Raw genomic sequence first — 17254 nt, 5'->3', positions numbered from 1 at the left:
GTGATAGGTGAACACATTATCAAAAAGACAACAGGAAATAGTTGAGAAGGCAATTGAGATTATTGCAAATGAAGGTTTGCATAAATTAACCACAAAAAACCTGGCTGAGAAAATGGGCTTTTCTGAGCCTGCTTTATACAGGCATTTTAATGATAAGAAAGAGATTCTGGTTACTTTAATCCATTTTATTGAGAAAAATATGCTTAGACTTACAGATCAAATTAATAGCAAAAAGCCTGCTGAGGAGTTATTTAACGATTTAACCTGTTTAATAACCGCTTATTTAAAAAAGGTTAAAGGAGTAACAATTCTTATTATGTCTGAGTCTTCCCTTGAAAATGATGAAATAACGAGGGAAGCCATGTTTTCTTTTTACAAAAAAATGTTAGAAAAAATTGCTAATTTGCTATTATTAAAAAAACAATCTGGTGAGATAAGAAAAGATGTAAATGAATGGGTTGCTGCACAAGTATATTTGGGGATTATTCAGTCAATGGTTTTGAAGTATTTTCTATCAGGAAAGGTTTTTGGAATTGATAAAGATTGTAATGAAATTGTAAAAATATTTTTAAAGGGGGTTTTAGTATGAAAAGGATTTTACCTGTTTTTTTGTTGTTGTTAACTCCATTATTATTTGCTCAAAATTTAACGCTAAACGATGCTATACAGAAAACATTAGCAAATAATCCAGATTACAAGGCTTTGAAACTTAATTTAAAGGCAAGTGAATACGGGGTTAAGGCGGCGAAAAAGGTTAAGTACGGAGAATTAGATTTAAATGCAGGTTACAGGAAGACAAGCGATGAAGATATTATAAGACCTATGAGTAAGGATTTAATGCTTGCTGGAATTACAAATATGCCGTTTGATAACGAATACTGGTACTGGGGGCTTGACTATAAGCTTCCAATTTACACTGGTGGAAAGATTATGGCGGGAGAAAAAATTGCAGTTGAGAAGAAAAACTCCACTTACTACAAATTGAAATATCTTGAATGGAATTTAAGGTACAAAACGACAAAGGTTTTTTTAAGTATTATTTCGGTTGATAAGCAGCTTGATTCATTGAATGCTTACTTAAAATCTCTTGAAAGTTTAAAGACTCATATTGAAGAAGGGTATAAATTAGGCAAATTTGCTGAGGTCGATGTTTACAAGGTAAATTTTCAGATTGAAGATGCAAAGTACAAGATTGAAACCTTAAATCAGATAAAAGAATCACTTTTAAATGCTCTTGCAAATTTAATGGGAGACGAAAAGGTTAAAGATTATAACCTTGTTGGAGATGTTAAAGGTGAGCCTGAATTAAATCTCCCGGATTTAAACAAACTTATTAGTATTGCTTTTGAGAATAGAAGTGATTATAAGGCAACAAAATCCTTTGCAAACATTAAGAAGCTAAACTTAAAAATAACAAAGGCAGACTGGATGCCAAAGGTAAGTATAGATGCCAACTTAATGAGTGTTAACGGCGACAATATTGATTTTAACGATAAATTCTGGACTGTTACTGCAAATGTTTCTTTTCCTCTATTTGACATGGGAAAAAGGTATCACAAAATTAAGCAGGCAAAAAAAGAGCAAGAGTCAGCTTTAAACCTTGTTGAATCCAAGAAACTTAATGTTAGGAAAGAGGTTGTTGACGCTTACACAAAGGTTAAAAAAGAGTATCAGAATTATAAAACAGCCCTTGCTTCTTTAAAGTTTCAGAAGGAAGTTGAGAGGATTGAGCAGTTAAAGTATGACAATGGAAGAGGCGACATTGATGATTTACTCTTTGCAAAGGCAAGGAAACAGCTTGCGGACGCAAATGTAATTAAGGCGAAGTATGATTATTTTATTGCTATGGAAGAACTTAAGAAATCTATAGAAGGAGAGTTAAAATGAAAAGATGGACTATTTTAATCATTGTATTTCTTGTTTTAGTGATTGGGGGTATTGCTCTTGTTAAACTTAGATGGCATCAACTTCAATCAATCAGGATTGAAACAAAGTTGCCAGTGCCTGTTGACACTGCCAGGGTTAAAAAAGGTGTATTTAAAAAGTGGATGCTTTACATTGGTACCCTTGAATCTAACAAGCAGGCAATGGTAAGGGGCAGGATTCAGGGACAGGTAACAAAGATTCTAAAAAGGGAAGGTGATTTTGTAAAAAAAGGCGATAAGATTATTGAACTTGACGGGATTGAAGGCTCAAGCTTTGGAACAAGGAAAGCGCTGGAAAAATCTATTCAAGACCAGAAGAAAGCAATTGCAGATATGGAAAAGACAGTTGCGAACTTAAAAAATATTTACGAAAGAGACTTAAATTTATATCAGAATAAGGCAATTTCAAAGCAGGCGTTGGAAGTAAGTGAAAACAGACTTAAGGCAGGGGAAATTCAACTTTCCAATTTAAAGAAGGGATTGTACAACTTGCAGGACAAATTCTCATTTTACTCAGTTAGGGCTCCCTTTTCAGGGGTTATAACAAAGGTTATGGTAAATGAAGGCGATGTTATTATGCCCTCTATGCCTCTTGTTCAATTGGAAAATAAAAATGCGTGCAAGCTTGTTGTAACAGTTGCATCGGACGATATCCCTAAAATCAAAGTTGGAAGGGAAGCAAAGGTTCTCTACAACAATCAAGAGTTGGATGCTGAAATTGCAAGGGTTTATCCTTCTGCAAGGGGTTTAGGTGTAGGTTCTGTTGAAATTGACTTTTCAGAGCATCCCTTTAATCTCCCGCTTGGAAGCAAGCTTTCAGTTGAAATACCTGTTGAGGTTATTCAGGACGCATTGCTTGTGCCAGATGGTGCTGTTTTAACATCTGCATACACAAATACTGTTTTCAGGATTGTAAATAAAAAGGTAGAGCCAATTAATGTTAAGGTTTTAGGTGCTTCAGCAAATAGCTATGCTGTTGAAGGTAATTTACATGAGGGAGATTTAGTAGTTGTTGGTAGCGATTCTCTTTTAATGAGGTTAGAAAAGGGGACTGAAGTTTTATTAGGTAAAGGAGAGTAAAAATGGAAGAAACCAAAAGAAACGCATTTGTGGATTTTATCTTTAAAAATCCACATTTAGTAATGGTGCTTTCTCTCCTTGCCTTTGTAATGGGGGTGTATTCTTCATACACCTTAAAGACTGACCTATTCCCTGAGGTTCAGAGGCCCACAGTTGCAGTTTTGGTTATGGAGCCTGGCGCTTCTGCAAGGGATATGGCTCAGTATGTTGCAAGGCCTATTGAGAGGGAATGTAACGCATTATCCGGGGTAAGGAGAGTGCAGAGTATATCAAAGGATGAGTTAGCCGTTGTAACAGTTGAATTTCATTATTCAAAAAAATTGCAAGAAGCGGCAACCGATGTTGTAATTGCATTGCAGAAGGTTCAAAGTAAATTACCTAAAGACATACTGCCTCCGCAGATATTTAAGGTGGGTGATTTTACCAACCCTGTTATGACTTTAGCAATTACACCAAAAGAGGGAAGCGGATACGACCTTGCTTTAACAAGACAGTTGGCTGAAAATGAGTTAAAGGACGCAATATTACAGATTCAGGAAGTTTCAGACGCAGAGGTTTTTGGTGGACAGATAAGAGAAGTCTCAATTCAGGTTGACCCTGCAAAGCTTGCTCAGCTTAGAATTCCCTTTTCTGCAGTTATTAAAGCTATTAAGGCAAACAACCTTGATATTCCTGAAGGGTTTATCTTAAATAAAAAATCACAGGTTGTTATCAAAACAAAGGGTGAGTTGGAGAATATCAATCAGATAAAAGACATCCCTGTATCTTACAAAGGTACAACAGTTCATTTGAGGGATTTTGCAACAATTAAAAACACTGTAAAAGATAGATTTTCAGCATTTCATTTCAATGGTAAGCCTGCAATTTCAATCAACATTGTAAGGCACGAAGACGGAAACACAATGGATACCATTAAAGCGGTAAAAAAGGCTTTACCAGCTTTAAGAAAGAAATTCCCTCAGGTTAATATCAACATTGCAGACTCCCAGGAGAGGATTATTAACCTTACAGTTTCTAATCTGAAAGAGTCTCTGAAAGAAGCGATTATCTTTACTGTACTTGTTATCTTCTTAATGATTTCTGATTTAAGGTCTGCATTAATTACAGGTATTTCAATTCCATTTACCTACTTTTTGACATTTGCAATAATGTGGTTATTCCACATGCAGTTCAACATGGTAACCTTAACTGCGGTTATCCTTGCAGTTGGTATGCTTGTTGACGATGCTATTGTTGTTGTAGAGAATATTGAAAGGCATTACAGGGAAAAGGGAGGCGACTTAAAGAAGGTTGCGAGAGAGGCAACATACGAAATTATGCTTGCTGTTTTTTCAGGTACATTCTCTTCAGTTGTTGTTTTAATCCCGATAATGTTTTTAGGCGGATATGTTCAAAAGGTTTTAAGGCCGTTAACTGTTACCTTATCCATTGCGCTTATATCTTCCTATGTTGTTTCAATTACCATAATTCCTTTAATAGCACCTTTTATAATTAAAAAGCATGATAAGGATGAGTACAAGATTATCCTCTGGTTAAACAAGTTTGCCCACTTTTTTGAGGTAAACTTTGTTGACAGGCTAAAGGTTTTCTTCCTTGCAACATTTGAGTTTGTCCACCAGTTTAAATGGATTTTTATTCCTATTATTGTAATAGCTTTGCTTTTATCTGGAAGGGCAATGAAAAAGGTTGTTGGAAGAGACTTAATGCCTCCTATGGATACAGGTATTATAAAAATTAGGGTTGAAACAGAGTCAGATTTCTCAATTGAGCAAACTGAAAAAGTATTATCAAATATTGAAAAGAAGATTGCAAAGCTTCCTGGATTGATTTCAGAGTTAGGCTTTATTGGTTCTGAACCAGGCTTGATAACCTACGGAAAGGGAAGAACCCCACAGCAGATTGACATTACAGTTAACATTGTTGACAGGTTTCAAAGAAAGAAGAATATCTGGCAGATTGAGGACGAGTTGAGAAAAGAAATTAGAAGAATGAAGGGTGTAAAATACGCTGATGTATTTGAATTTGGTGCAACACCTCTGTCAAGTATTGCATCCACAATTGATGTTGAGATTGCAGGAGACAATTTAGAGAGGCTTGACAAACTTGCTGAAGAAGTGGGTAAGAATTTAATATCAATGCCGGGATTCAAGTCTGTTTCAAGAAACTGGAAGCTTGACAGGGAAGAGTATCACCTATTCTTTAACAGGGATAAACTTGCAACATACGGGCTTACCCCTATTGATGTTTCAATGCAGATTGCTACAGCGGTTAGAGGTGTACCAGCAAGTGTATTTAGAATATTCAACCAGGATGGAATAGGAATAAGGTTTAGATATCTTGACACAAAGAGAGACAATGTTCAGAAGATTATGACAATGAATATTCTGACACCTAAAGGCTTTTACATCCCTTTAAAAGAGGTTGCGAAGGTTGAAAAGGTTTATGTTCCCACTGTTATCACAAGGGATAAGTTAAGATATACCGCAGATGTTTACGGATACAGAGCCACCGCTCCGGTTACATTTCTTTACGAGCAGAGGAATAAGGCTGTAGGCAAGGTAAAATTCCCTGCAGGTTACCATGTTACTGAAGAGGGAGAAATGTCTCAGATGAATGAGTCATTTGGAAGGCTTGCCAAGGCTCTTATTCTTTCTGTTCTCTTCCTGTACTTAACATTTGTTGTAACATTCAAGTCTTTCTCAGACCCGATTGTTTTAATGATTGCTATTCCATTTGCTTTTATCGGTGCTGTCTGGGGCTTGCTAATTGCTGGTAAACACGGATGTATGCCTGCCTTTATGGGATTTATCTTGCTTGCAGGTGTTGTTGTTAAAAACTCAATTCTCTTAATTGACTTTATTAAGATTTACAGGGAGCAGGGACATCCATTCCTTGAATCTGTTAAAATGGCAATTAAGGTAAGAACAAGGCCTATTTTAATGACAGCTGTTACAACAATTGTTGGTATGATTCCTATTGCTTTAGAGTGGGCAGTTGGTCTTGAAAGGCTGTCTCCTCTTGCAATTGTTGCAATTGGGGGTTTGACTGTTGGAACATTTTTAACACTTGTATTTATTCCAACATTCTATACCATTAAAGAGAGAATCAGATACTCCATTTCAGGCAAAAAGCTTGACGAGTAAATTTTAAAAATTAAAAAAATTAGCGAGGATTTTCCCCGCTTTTTTTTACTATGAATAGTAATAGTATTTGCTAAATTATATGGAGCAGAAATGGAAGAAATAAAAAGAAACGCATTTGTGGATTTTATCTTTAAAAATCCACATTTAGTAATGGTGCTTTCTCTCCTTGCCTTTGTAATGGGGGTGTATTCTTCATACACCTTAAAGACTGACCTATTCCCTGAGGTTCAGAGGCCCACAGTTGCAGTTTTGGTTATGGAGCCTGGCGCTTCTGCAAGGGATATGGCTCAGTATGTTGCAAGGCCTATTGAGAGGGAATGTAACGCATTATCCGGGGTAAGGAGAGTGCAGAGTATATCAAAGGATGAGTTAGCCGTTGTAACAGTTGAATTTCATTATTCAAAAAAATTGCAAGAAGCGGCAACCGATGTTGTAATTGCATTGCAGAAGGTTCAAAGTAAATTACCTAAAGACATACTGCCTCCGCAGATATTTAAGGTGGGTGATTTTACCAACCCTGTTATGACTTTAGCAATTACACCAAAAGAGGGAAGCGGATACGACCTTGCTTTAACAAGACAGTTGGCTGAAAATGAGTTAAAGGACGCAATATTACAGATTCAGGAAGTTTCAGACGCAGAGGTTTTTGGTGGACAGATAAGAGAAGTCTCAATTCAGGTTGACCCTGCAAAGCTTGCTCAGCTTAGAATTCCCTTTTCTGCAGTTATTAAAGCTATTAAGGCAAACAACCTTGATATTCCTGAAGGGTTTATCTTAAATAAAAAATCACAGGTTGTTATCAAAACAAAGGGTGAGTTGGAGAATATCAATCAGATAAAAGACATCCCTGTATCTTACAAAGGTACAACAGTTCATTTGAGGGATTTTGCAACAATTAAAAACACTGTAAAAGATAGATTTTCAGCATTTCATTTCAATGGTAAGCCTGCAATTTCAATCAACATTGTAAGGCACGAAGACGGAAACACAATGGATACCATTAAAGCGGTAAAAAAGGCTTTACCAGCTTTAAGAAAGAAATTCCCTCAGGTTAATATCAACATTGCAGACTCCCAGGAGAGGATTATTAACCTTACAGTTTCTAATCTGAAAGAGTCTCTGAAAGAAGCGATTATCTTTACTGTACTTGTTATCTTCTTAATGATTTCTGATTTAAGGTCTGCATTAATTACAGGTGTTTCAATTCCCTTTACATTTTTCCTTACCTTTACAATAATGTGGCTTTCAAAAATGGAATTCAATATGATAACACTTACAGCTGTTATTCTTGCAGTTGGTATGCTTGTTGACGATGCTATTGTTGTTGTGGAGAATATTGAAAGGCATTACAGGGAAGGAGAAGGAAACATAAGAGATGTTGCGAGGAAGGCAACAGCAGAGATAATGCTTGCTGATTTTTCAGGAACATTTTCTACCGTTATTGTTCTTGTTCCCATTATGTTTTTAGGTGGATATGTTGAAAAGGTAATGAGGCCGTTGACGGTAACACTATCTATTGCACTTTTGTCTTCCTATGCGGTTTCCATAACCATTATCCCGCTTTTGGCTCCATATTTTATCAAAGATAGGGATAAAGCAGAGTACAAAGCAATACTTTGGGCTAATAAGTTTGCTCACTTTTTTGAAATAAACTTTGTGGACAGGCTTCGGGTGTTTTTTCTTGCAAGTTTTGACTTTGTAAACCGGTATAAGTTTATTTTTATTCCTTTGCTTATAATTGTTTTTGTTGTTTCTATGAGGCAAATGCCTATTGTAGGAAGGGATTTACTGCCCCCTATGGATACCGGTATTGTTAAAATAAGTGTTGAAACAGAATCCGACTCTTCAATTGAAAAAGCAGAACAACTTTTAAAAGATATTGAAAAGATAATTTTAAATGAAAAAGGGGTTATCTCAGAATTAGGCTATATAGGTTCCGAGCCCGGGCTTATTACATTCGGAAAGGGAAGATCGCCTCAAAAGATTGACATAACGATAAACTATGTTGACAGGTTTCAGAGGGATAAAAACATATGGCAGATTGAAGATATCTTGAGGAAAAAGATCAGGGGGATGAAAAGGGTTAAATATGTTGATGTGTTTGAATACGGCTCAACACCTCTTTCAAGTATTGCATCTACAATTGATGTTGAGATTGCAGGAGATAATTTAGAGAGGCTTGACAAACTTACTGAAGAAGTGGGTAAGAATTTAATCTCAATGCCGGGATTCAAGTCTGTTTCAAGAAACTGGAAACTTGACAAGGAAGAGTATCACCTATTCTTTAACAGGGATAAACTTGCAACATACGGGCTTACCCCTATTGATGTTTCAATGCAGATTACAACTGCAGTGAGAGGTGTACCAGCAAGTGTATTTAGAATATTCAACCAGGATGGAATAGGAATAAGGTTTAGATACCTTGACACAAAGAGAGACAATGTTCAAAAAATTATGACAATGAATATTCTTACTCCTAAAGGCTTTTACATTCCTTTAAAAGAGGTTGCGAAGGTTGAAAAGGTTTATGTTCCCACTATTATTACAAGGGATAAGCTAAGGTACACGGCAAATATTTATGGATACAGGGCTACTGCGCCAACTTCATTCTTGTATAACCAAAGAAATAAGGCTGTGGCTAAAATTAAGTTTCCCGAAGGTTATCATGTTTCGGAAGAAGGAGAAATGACACAAATGAATGAGTCTTTCGGCAGGCTGGACAAAGCCCTTATTTTATCTATTTTGTTTTTGTATCTTACTTTTATTGTTATATTTAAGTCATTTTCCGACCCGTTTGTTATTATGATTGCAATACCATTTGCTTTTATGGGTGCTGTCTGGGCGCTTCTAATTGCCGGGAAACACGGATGCATGCCTGCCTTTATGGGATTTATCCTGCTTGCAGGTGTTATTGTTAACAATTCAATTTTGTTAATTGACTTTGTAAAGATGTATAGAGAGCAAGGGCATCCTTTATTGGAATCCGTTAGAATGGCTATTCAGGTAAGGACAAGGCCTATTTTAATTACCGCAGTTACTACAATTGTTGGTATGTTGCCGGTTGCGCTTGAGTGGGCAGTTGGGCTTGAAAGGCTTTCACCTCTTGCAATCGTTGCAATAGGCGGTTTGATTGTTGGTACATTTCTCACACTGGTGTTTATACCTACATTTTATATAATCAAGGAGAAGATAAGGTACAAATTGGCGGGTAAAACCCTTGATGAGTAAACGCAGATTAACATAATTTACATTTGCGGGGATTTTCCCCGCTTTTTTTGTTTATTATTCAAAACTATGTTAGCATAAACCATTACATTTTAAGGAAGGATGGTTTATGAGAATAGGAAGAACAAATGCAAGCGCAAAATCACTATTTTTTATTTTCCTGATTTGCCTTGCAGCAGGATTAGGCAGTTTTTTTATGTGGAAATCTGGGATGAAGAAGGTTAATGCAAGCAAAAAATGGCCTTCTGTTTCAGGGACAATAACAGAATCTAAATTGATTACCAAAAGGGAATGGGATAAAAAGAAGAAAAAGTACAATAATACCTATTCCTATAAAATAAGATATCAGTACTCTGTTAACAATACTGATTATGAGGGGAACAGGGTATCGTTCGGAAGGTTTACCTCTAATTCAAAGTATGTTGTTAAAAGTAAGTTAAAGGAATACCCTGTAAACAAAAAAGTTAATGTTTTTTACAATCCAGAAAAACCAAATGAGGCAGTGCTTGAAACAAAGGCAGGCTTAGGTTTGTATATTGCATTGATTGTTGCTGTTATGTTTCTGTTTGGAGCTTTTATCTCCGGTTACTCTTTTGTAAGGCGTTTATTAACGGGAATATAAAGAAAGAAACTTGCTTAAAAAAAATTATAAAATATTTCAAACATAACAACTTATCAGGAAATTTGTCTTTTCTTGCAAATAACTTATAAATTACTTATTATTAAAACAGTTGAATAACTTTTTAGGGGGTATTTATGAGTGTTGTGGTTATTGGCACTGGGCACACAAAGTTTGGGAAGTTAAAAGAAAAGACTTTGTACGATTTAATTGTTGATGCGGGAAAAGAGGCTATTGAAGATTCGAGAATTGAACCAAAGGATATAGGTGCAATTTTTGTTGCAAGCTATGATTCAGGGGGGTTCAATAACCAGGGGCATTTAGGCCCTATTGCACTTGAAATTCACCCTGATTTAAGGTTTAAACCGACAACAAGGCTTGAATCAGCCTGCGCAAGCGGTTCTGCGGCAATTTTAATGGCGATGAATGCAATTGAAGCAGGGATGGTAGACTATGCCCTTGTTATAGGGGTTGAAAAAATGACTTCCCTTCCCACAAGCGGGGTAACAAAGGTGCTTGCAACAGGCTCTCATTGGCCGACTGAGGGAGAAAAAGGTATGACATTTCCCGGTCTTTTTGCAGAGTATGCAAAGGGCTATATGGCTCATCACGGATACTCTCTTGACGAATTAAGGGTTTCGCTTGCAAAAATTTCAGCAAAAAACCATAAGAATGCCCTTGAAAACCCATTAGCACAGCTTCCCCTTGATATAACTTATGAAGATATATTAAACACACCGGATGAGAAAAACCCTATAATCGCTGAGCCTTTAAGATTGTACGATTGCTCTTTAATTTCAGACGGGGCTGCCGCAATGGTTATTGCAAGAAAAGATAAGGCTGAAAAAATCAAGGAAAACCTCATTGAAATTGCTGCTATGGAGTGTGCAACAGACTATTTGCCAATGTCAAAGAGGCCTAATTATGAGTTTACTGCTGGCAAGGTTGCAGTAAAAAAAGCATATGAAAAGGCAGGAATTACAGTTGATGACCTTGATTTTGCAGAGGTGCACGATTGCTTTACCATTGCTGAATTGCTTGCATATGAAGCACTTGGGATAACAAAGGATGGGGAAGGGTATAAAGCCCTTGAAGAGGGGATTGTTTACAAAGATGGGAAATTACCTGTAAATCTCTCAGGAGGGCTAAAGGCCAAAGGCCATCCAGTTGGTGCAACAGGTGTTTCAATGGGTGTTATTGCAACAAGGCAATTGCTGGGTAATGCAATAGGACATCAATTAAAAGACCCTAAAATAGGCATTACTTTTAACATAGGCGGCTCCGCAGCTTCCAACTATGTGGGAATATACAAAAGAGTGAAGTAAACATTATAAATTTTAAAGATTTAGCATTTTGGCGGGGGAAACCCCGCTTTTTTTGTTTTTCTAAAAAATCATAAAAATACAACTTATTGAAAATCAAGGAGAATTTTTTTTCTGTTGACATATTGACAGAAAAATTTTTTTGGAAAAGAATTAAATGTAGACAAAAAAAGGAAAAATATTGGGGGAAATCATGTCTAAGTTTGCCTGGTGGGATAAGTGGATTGAAAAAAAGAAAAAGTATGCAAAGTGTGATTCTATTTTTGCAGATGAAGATGTTTTTAATGCAAAAGCGGTTGGTACAGGTTTACCACCTATTTATCAGAAAAGTACCTTTAATTTCCAGAGTGCAGAAGACGGAAAGTTAAGATTTTTAGGAAAATCAAAATCAGGCGAAAGGCCTTATGCAAGGATTTACACAAGGCTTGGAAACCCTACAACCGAATATCTTGAAAAGGTTATTTTTCAATTAGAGTGTCAGCACATAATAGACAATGCCCTTGATGCTGATGAAAAAGAGCCGACAATAGGTGTGCTGATTACATCTTCAGGTATGGGTGCAATTTCAACAGCATTGATGGCTCTCCTTGATTCCGGAGATGAGTTGATTTGCGGTACTGTTTACGGATGCACAGATTCTCTTTTAAGGCACTGGGAGAAGAAGTACGGAATTAAAACACACTTTATTGACACAACAGATACAGAGCTTGTAAAGAAAACACTTGAAGAAAATCCCAAGATTAAGGGAGTTTATGTTGAGACGCCTGAAAATCCGACTTTAAAGGTAAATGACATAAGGGCACTTGCAGATTTAACTGAAAAGTATGAGATACCTTTAATAGTTGACAACACATTTTGTTCCCCTTACATTCAGCAGCCTTTCAGGTTAGGGGCTGATATTGTTATTCATTCAACCACAAAATACATAAACGGCCATTCAACCTCTGTTGGTGGGGCACTTTTAGGGCCATGGGAGTTTATGCTGAATTATGCTTTTGGTTTTTACAAAGATTTAGGTGTTACTCCATCACCATTTGATTCCTGGCTGAATGCTCAAAATGTGCAGGATTTAAGTGTAAGGGTAAAACAGCAGTGTATAAACGCTTTTGAGATTGCTAAATTCCTTGAAAAACACGAGCTTGTTTCAAAGGTTATCTACCCATTTTTAGAATCCCATCCACACTATGAAAGGGCTAAAAAGCAGATGAGAATGGGTGGTGCAATGATTTCTTTTGAATTAAAGGGTGGATACGACGCAGCGGTTAAGCTTATGAATTACTTTGCAAGGCACGATACTCCAATGGAGTTGGCTGTGTCTTTAGGGAGTGTAATTTCCTATATTCAGCATCCTGCGTCAATGACTCACTCTGAGGTACCAAAAGAGGAAAAGGAGAGAATGGGAATTACTGAGGAGTTAATAAGGATATCTGTTGGTCTTGAAGGCTCAAGGATTTTAATTGAAGCCCTTGATGAGGGAATAAAATTAGCACACAAATAACTTACAAAAATATAGCCCCTGAATTTCAGGGGCTTTTTTAATTATTAACACCTTGTTTGCGTTGTGCTATCATTAACTCCTATGAAACTGAACACTTACTTTGACGATAAATTTTCAAAAACAGTTTGGCAGATAGGCAAAAAATTCGACTTAAAAATTATTTCAGTTGGGGGAGTTGTAAGGGATTTTTTGTTAAACAGAGAAATTAATGATTTTGATTTTCTTATCCTTTATAAAGATGATAATGAATTGAAAAATAAGATTAAGCCTTTTTTAAAAGATTTTTCTGAAAATTACAAACTAAACATTGTCAAACCTAAAAGATTTGAAACTTACCGGCTTGTAAACAGAGAGATGACGGTGGATTTTTCCCCTGTTGAAGAACATTCCCTTACAGAGAATTTGTTATCAAGGGATTTGACCATAAATTCAATTGCTTTTTCCTTTGAAAAAAATGAATTTATTGACCCTGCAAAGGGTATATTAGATTTGGAAAGCAGAATGTTAAAAACACATTTTGAGAATAATTTCAAACAAGACCCTTTGAGGATTTTAAGATTATTCAGGTTTTATGTTTACCTTGATGAATTCAAAATAGAGGAGAAGACAAAGTCTTTTGCCTTTAAAAATTCTTCTTTGCTTAAACAAACTGCAAAGGAGAGGGTAAGGGAAGAGTTATTTAAGATTTTTAAAAATGATAACGGGTTTAAAGCTATAAGGGAGATGATTTACCCTGTTCTTTCAACCCTATTTCCATCTTTTGAAGAAATAAAAAATATCCCTCAAAACGGTTATCACCACTTAGATGTGGTTAACCATACATTAAAGGTTGTTGAAAATTCATTTAACTATCAAAAATTTGCAAAGTTTTTCCCCTTTTTTAGTTTTAAGTTAAACGATTCTGACAAAATAGTTTTAAGGTTTGCCGCCCTTTTTCACGATGTTGGCAAGGCAAAAACCCTTGATTACGACGAAAATGGCTATACCACATTTAGAAACCACCAGTTTGAAAGCGGTTCAATAGTTTTAAAAGAACTTGATTTTTTACCTAAAGATTTGCTTGAAAGGATTTATCTTCTTGTAAGAAGGCACATGCTTTTTCTCAACTTTATGATAAACGGGTATTCAAAAAAGTCATTCAGAAAGTTGATAAATATGATGAGAGAGGATTCAATCCTTCTTGTTTTGTTGTTTCTCTCTGACAAAGACGCAGCAAGGGGGCCTTTATCCAAAGGGAATTTTGAAAAAGCAATTAAAGTTGCCGGAGATTTTTTAAAATTTTATAAAGAAGAAAAGGAAAAGATTTTAAACCTTCCAAAGTTAGTGTCAGGGTATGATGTAATTAAAATTCTTGACATTGCTCCTTCAAGAGAGGTTGGCAAAGTTTTAAATCTCATAATGGAAAAGCAACTTGAAAACCCTGATTTTACAAGGGAGGAAGCGTTAAAGCTGATATATTCTTTGAAAAAGGAGAATGCAAAGTGAAGGTTAAATTTTTAGGAACAGGAACTTCAATGGGGGTACCCCTTATAGGTTGCAATTGCAGGGTTTGCACCTCAAAGGATTTCAGGGATAAAAGGTTTCGCTCGTCTATTTTAATTGAGCACAAAGGGAAGACAATACTTGTTGATGCATCTTCAGATTTCAGGCTTCAGGCTTTGATTTATAAGATTAAAAAAATAGATGCAATCTTTATTACCCATCCCCATGCAGACCATGTATTTGGATTGGATGACACGAGAATATTCTATTTAAGGCAAAAACAACCAATGGAAGTATGGGGAAGTGAGTTTACTGTTTCAAACTTAAAGAAATTATTCTTTTATGCATTTGAAGGCAAGAGGGATGAAAGAATGGTTAAGCCTTCATTTCATTTGAATATAATAGAAAGCACTGTAAAGCTTTTTGGTTTAAAGATTACCCCTGTAAAAGCCATTCACGGTGATATGCCTGTAACAGGCTTCAGGTTTAACAATTTCGGATATATTACAGATTTCAACTTTATTGAAGATAGAGAGATTGAAAAATTAAAAGGGGTTAAAACCCTTGTTGTTGGTGCGCTTCGCTATACCCCCTCAATTTCACACTTAACCATAGACAGGGCTATTGAATTTGTAAACAGAGTAAAGCCAAAAATGGCATACTTTACTCATTTTTCCCACGAAATACTTCACTCTCAACTTGAAAAAGAGTTGCCGGGAAACATAAAGCCTGCCTTTGACGGGCTTGAAATAGAGGTTTAAAGATGAAAAAAATTGTTCTGATATTTATTTTGTGCAGTTTGCCCTTATTTGGATGGAGTGATTTAACCGTCAACTATATGATTGTCAACGCTTACAAAACCTTTCCGGAAGGGTTAAGGCTTTATTTAGAAAACAATAAAAAAGATATTTTAAACGGTGCAAAAAGCGTAAAAGAGAGTGATTTTTCTTCAAAAAAAGAAATTGAAGCCTTTGTCTGTATGGAAAAAAAAATTATTGAGAGAATGATAAAAAACAGGCAAAAGATAAAAAAAATTGCCTATGAGTTTGGAAGAATGTTTAAGGGAATTGCTATTCTGTCATATCCCTTTTCTTTTGAAAAATCATTTTATTCAAAAGACTACAACAATTACACTGAATACAAATTAGAAAAATTTATTTTTGCTTTTAAAAAGGTTAACATAACCAATCTTAAATCAAATAATTGTGAAAATCTGGTAAAATCATTGTATAGAAAAAGCAGAGAGTTAAGGGTAAGAATTGTGAATGATTATAAAATTTACGGAAATTCATCCCAGTTTGACGATTTATCTGCTGCTTTCGGGTCAGCAAGCTTGCTTTTTTCAGATAGCTGCCTGACAATGTCTATTTTATCTGCGGATATATGGCTTAAAGCCAATGGGAGTTTATCCGGTTGTCTTACAGTTAAAAGGGGGAATGAATGAGAAAAATTTTAGTAATTTCATTTTGTTTTTTTGTACTACCGCTTTTTTCCTATCAATTAAAGCTAAACATAAATAAAGGTGATGAATTTATTTACAGCATTAAGAAAAGTCAGGCAATGGAAACCGGGAATGGGCAAAATATTTATAGAAATGAGACAGAGTCAGAATTGGTTTTTAATGTAAAGGTTGTTGATTCAACAAAGACTGAGATTACCTTATCTTTTCAGTTGAAAAAAGGGAAATTAAAGATTAAATCACCGTTAGGGACTAATGAATTTGATACAGATAAATTTGAAAATTATCCTCAAAACCCATTTTTAGCCACACTTGTTGAGATGAAATCAAACCCTTTAACCTATGTATTTGACAAAACTGATTTTAAGGTTAAAAGGGTATCAGGGTTTGAAAAAGTAATAGAATCTGTTTTGGAAAATCTAAAATTTAAAGACAAAAGTTTGAAAAAGAAAATAAAAAAATCTTTAAAAAATAAAAATGTAGGTAAGAGTTACGGGTTAGATTTTAATTTATTCCCCTATTTAAATAGGGAAATCACAGAGGGAAAGGAATTTGCAGTTAATCAGGATTTTGAACAGGGTAATTCTAAAATTAAGGCCAAAGTTATTTATAAGGTAGAAAAGATTACGGACAACTCTGTATTATTTAAAATAAAATCTGATTTTGAACTTCCTGAAATGGAAAAAAACATTAAAGGTTTAAAAGCAATAAATTATTTAAAAGGTGAACAAAAAGGGAGTGTTACCGTAAACAAAGATACAGGGCTTCCCAGCTTTTACTCTGTAAAGCAGAGTGCAAATGGCTATTTATTTTTTAAAGAAACTGGAGAGAAAATTCCTTTTAAGGTGAGAACTATTGTAATTATCCGTTTTGAAAAGGCTAAATAAAATGGCTCATTCCCTTAAAGAGATGGTGGAAAATCAAATAATCTCAAGAGGGATTAAAGACCCAAAGGTAATTGAAGCATTGTTTAAAATTGACAGGGCAGACTTTGTTTTGCCTGAGGATATTCAATTTGCCTATAACGACAGCCCTTTATCCCTTGTTGACGGGCAAACTATTTCCCAGCCTTACATTGTTGCTTTAATGACAGAAGCATTGGAGACTGACAAGGATAAAAGGGTGCTGGAAATAGGAACAGGTAGCGGGTATCAGACAGCATTACTTGCTTACCTTTCTAAAGAGGTAGTGTCCGTTGAAAGGCTAAAATCACTATATGAACTTGCCAAAAAAAACCTTTCTAAGTACCCTTTTAAAAATGTAGAACTAATTTTAGGGAATGGCAAAAACATTGAATTTAACGAAAAGTTTGACAGGATAATGGTAACGGCAGCGGCATCAGGTTTTCCTGAAAAGTTATTTGAGAATTTAAAGGAAGATGGAATAATGGTAATTCCTATTGAACAGGGGTTTTATCAAATTTTGTATAAAATTAAAAAAGTAAAGGGAAAGCCTGAATTCAGGCAGCTTTGTCATGTCAGGTTTGTCCCTCTTGTTTAAG

At 35.5% G+C, this 17254-nt stretch carries 13 protein-coding genes; all 13 read left to right on the top strand.

The features are described from left to right. Positions 1-7 precede the first annotated feature (7 nt). The 13 genes from TTHT_RS05120 to TTHT_RS05060 all read left to right on the top strand — a co-directional run bounded on the left by TTHT_RS05120 (position 8) and on the right by TTHT_RS05060 (position 17253). Positions 8-589 carry a TetR/AcrR family transcriptional regulator gene (locus tag TTHT_RS05120; protein ID WP_201328961.1) on the top strand — a complete coding sequence of 194 codons (582 nt, stop codon included), beginning with the start codon at positions 8-10 and terminating at the stop codon, positions 587-589. Further along, positions 586-1887 (top strand): TolC family protein, encoded by a 1302-nt coding sequence (locus TTHT_RS05115; protein ID WP_201328960.1) that lies wholly within the window; start codon positions 586-588, stop codon positions 1885-1887. Before TTHT_RS05120 ends, TTHT_RS05115 begins: the two co-directional genes overlap by 4 nt. Next, the gene (locus TTHT_RS05110; protein ID WP_201328959.1) at positions 1884-3005 is read left to right on the top strand and encodes an efflux RND transporter periplasmic adaptor subunit; all 1122 of its coding nucleotides are present in this window, start codon (positions 1884-1886) and stop codon (positions 3003-3005) included. The genes TTHT_RS05115 and TTHT_RS05110 overlap by 4 nt, the downstream gene beginning before the upstream one ends. Positions 3006-3007: 2 nt before the next feature. Further along, on the top strand, positions 3008-6148 hold the full coding sequence (locus TTHT_RS05105) for an efflux RND transporter permease subunit (RefSeq protein ID WP_201328958.1): 3141 nt from the start codon (positions 3008-3010) through the stop codon (positions 6146-6148). 90 nt (positions 6149-6238) lie between these two features. Further along, positions 6239-9376 carry an efflux RND transporter permease subunit gene (locus tag TTHT_RS05100; protein WP_201328957.1) on the top strand — a complete coding sequence of 1046 codons (3138 nt, stop codon included), beginning with the start codon at positions 6239-6241 and terminating at the stop codon, positions 9374-9376. 106 nt (positions 9377-9482) lie between these two features. Continuing rightward, positions 9483-9995: a DUF3592 domain-containing protein gene (locus TTHT_RS05095; RefSeq protein ID WP_201328956.1), complete on the top strand. Its 513-nt coding sequence runs from the start codon at positions 9483-9485 to the stop codon at positions 9993-9995. 134 nt (positions 9996-10129) lie between these two features. Beyond that, positions 10130-11317 carry a thiolase domain-containing protein gene (locus tag TTHT_RS05090; protein WP_201328955.1) on the top strand — a complete coding sequence of 396 codons (1188 nt, stop codon included), beginning with the start codon at positions 10130-10132 and terminating at the stop codon, positions 11315-11317. Between the two features lie 190 nt (positions 11318-11507). Then, entirely contained in the window at positions 11508-12812 is a 1305-nt protein-coding gene (locus TTHT_RS05085; RefSeq protein WP_201328954.1) for a trans-sulfuration enzyme family protein, read from the top strand. Between the two features lie 81 nt (positions 12813-12893). Then, a complete protein-coding gene (locus TTHT_RS05080; RefSeq protein ID WP_201328953.1) occupies positions 12894-14297 on the top strand; it encodes an HD domain-containing protein in 1404 nt (467 codons plus the stop codon). Further along, complete coding sequence (locus TTHT_RS05075; protein WP_201328952.1) at positions 14294-15055, top strand: MBL fold metallo-hydrolase; 762 nt, start codon at positions 14294-14296, stop codon at positions 15053-15055. Before TTHT_RS05080 ends, TTHT_RS05075 begins: the two co-directional genes overlap by 4 nt. 2 nt (positions 15056-15057) lie before the next feature. After that, entirely contained in the window at positions 15058-15738 is a 681-nt protein-coding gene (locus tag TTHT_RS05070; RefSeq protein WP_201328951.1) for a hypothetical protein, read from the top strand. Then, positions 15735-16640, top strand: a complete 906-nt coding sequence (locus TTHT_RS05065) for a DUF6263 family protein (RefSeq protein WP_201328950.1) — start codon at positions 15735-15737, stop codon at positions 16638-16640. Before TTHT_RS05070 ends, TTHT_RS05065 begins: the two co-directional genes overlap by 4 nt. Position 16641: 1 nt before the next feature. Further along, the gene (locus TTHT_RS05060) at positions 16642-17253 is read left to right on the top strand and encodes a protein-L-isoaspartate(D-aspartate) O-methyltransferase (RefSeq protein ID WP_201328949.1); all 612 of its coding nucleotides are present in this window, start codon (positions 16642-16644) and stop codon (positions 17251-17253) included. Position 17254 lies beyond the last annotated feature (1 nt).

This window comes from Thermotomaculum hydrothermale (assembly GCF_016592575.1).
Classification (GTDB): Bacteria; Acidobacteriota; Holophagae; order Thermotomaculales; family Thermotomaculaceae; genus Thermotomaculum; species Thermotomaculum hydrothermale.
This window is presented reverse-complemented; position numbering and strand designations above follow the sequence as displayed.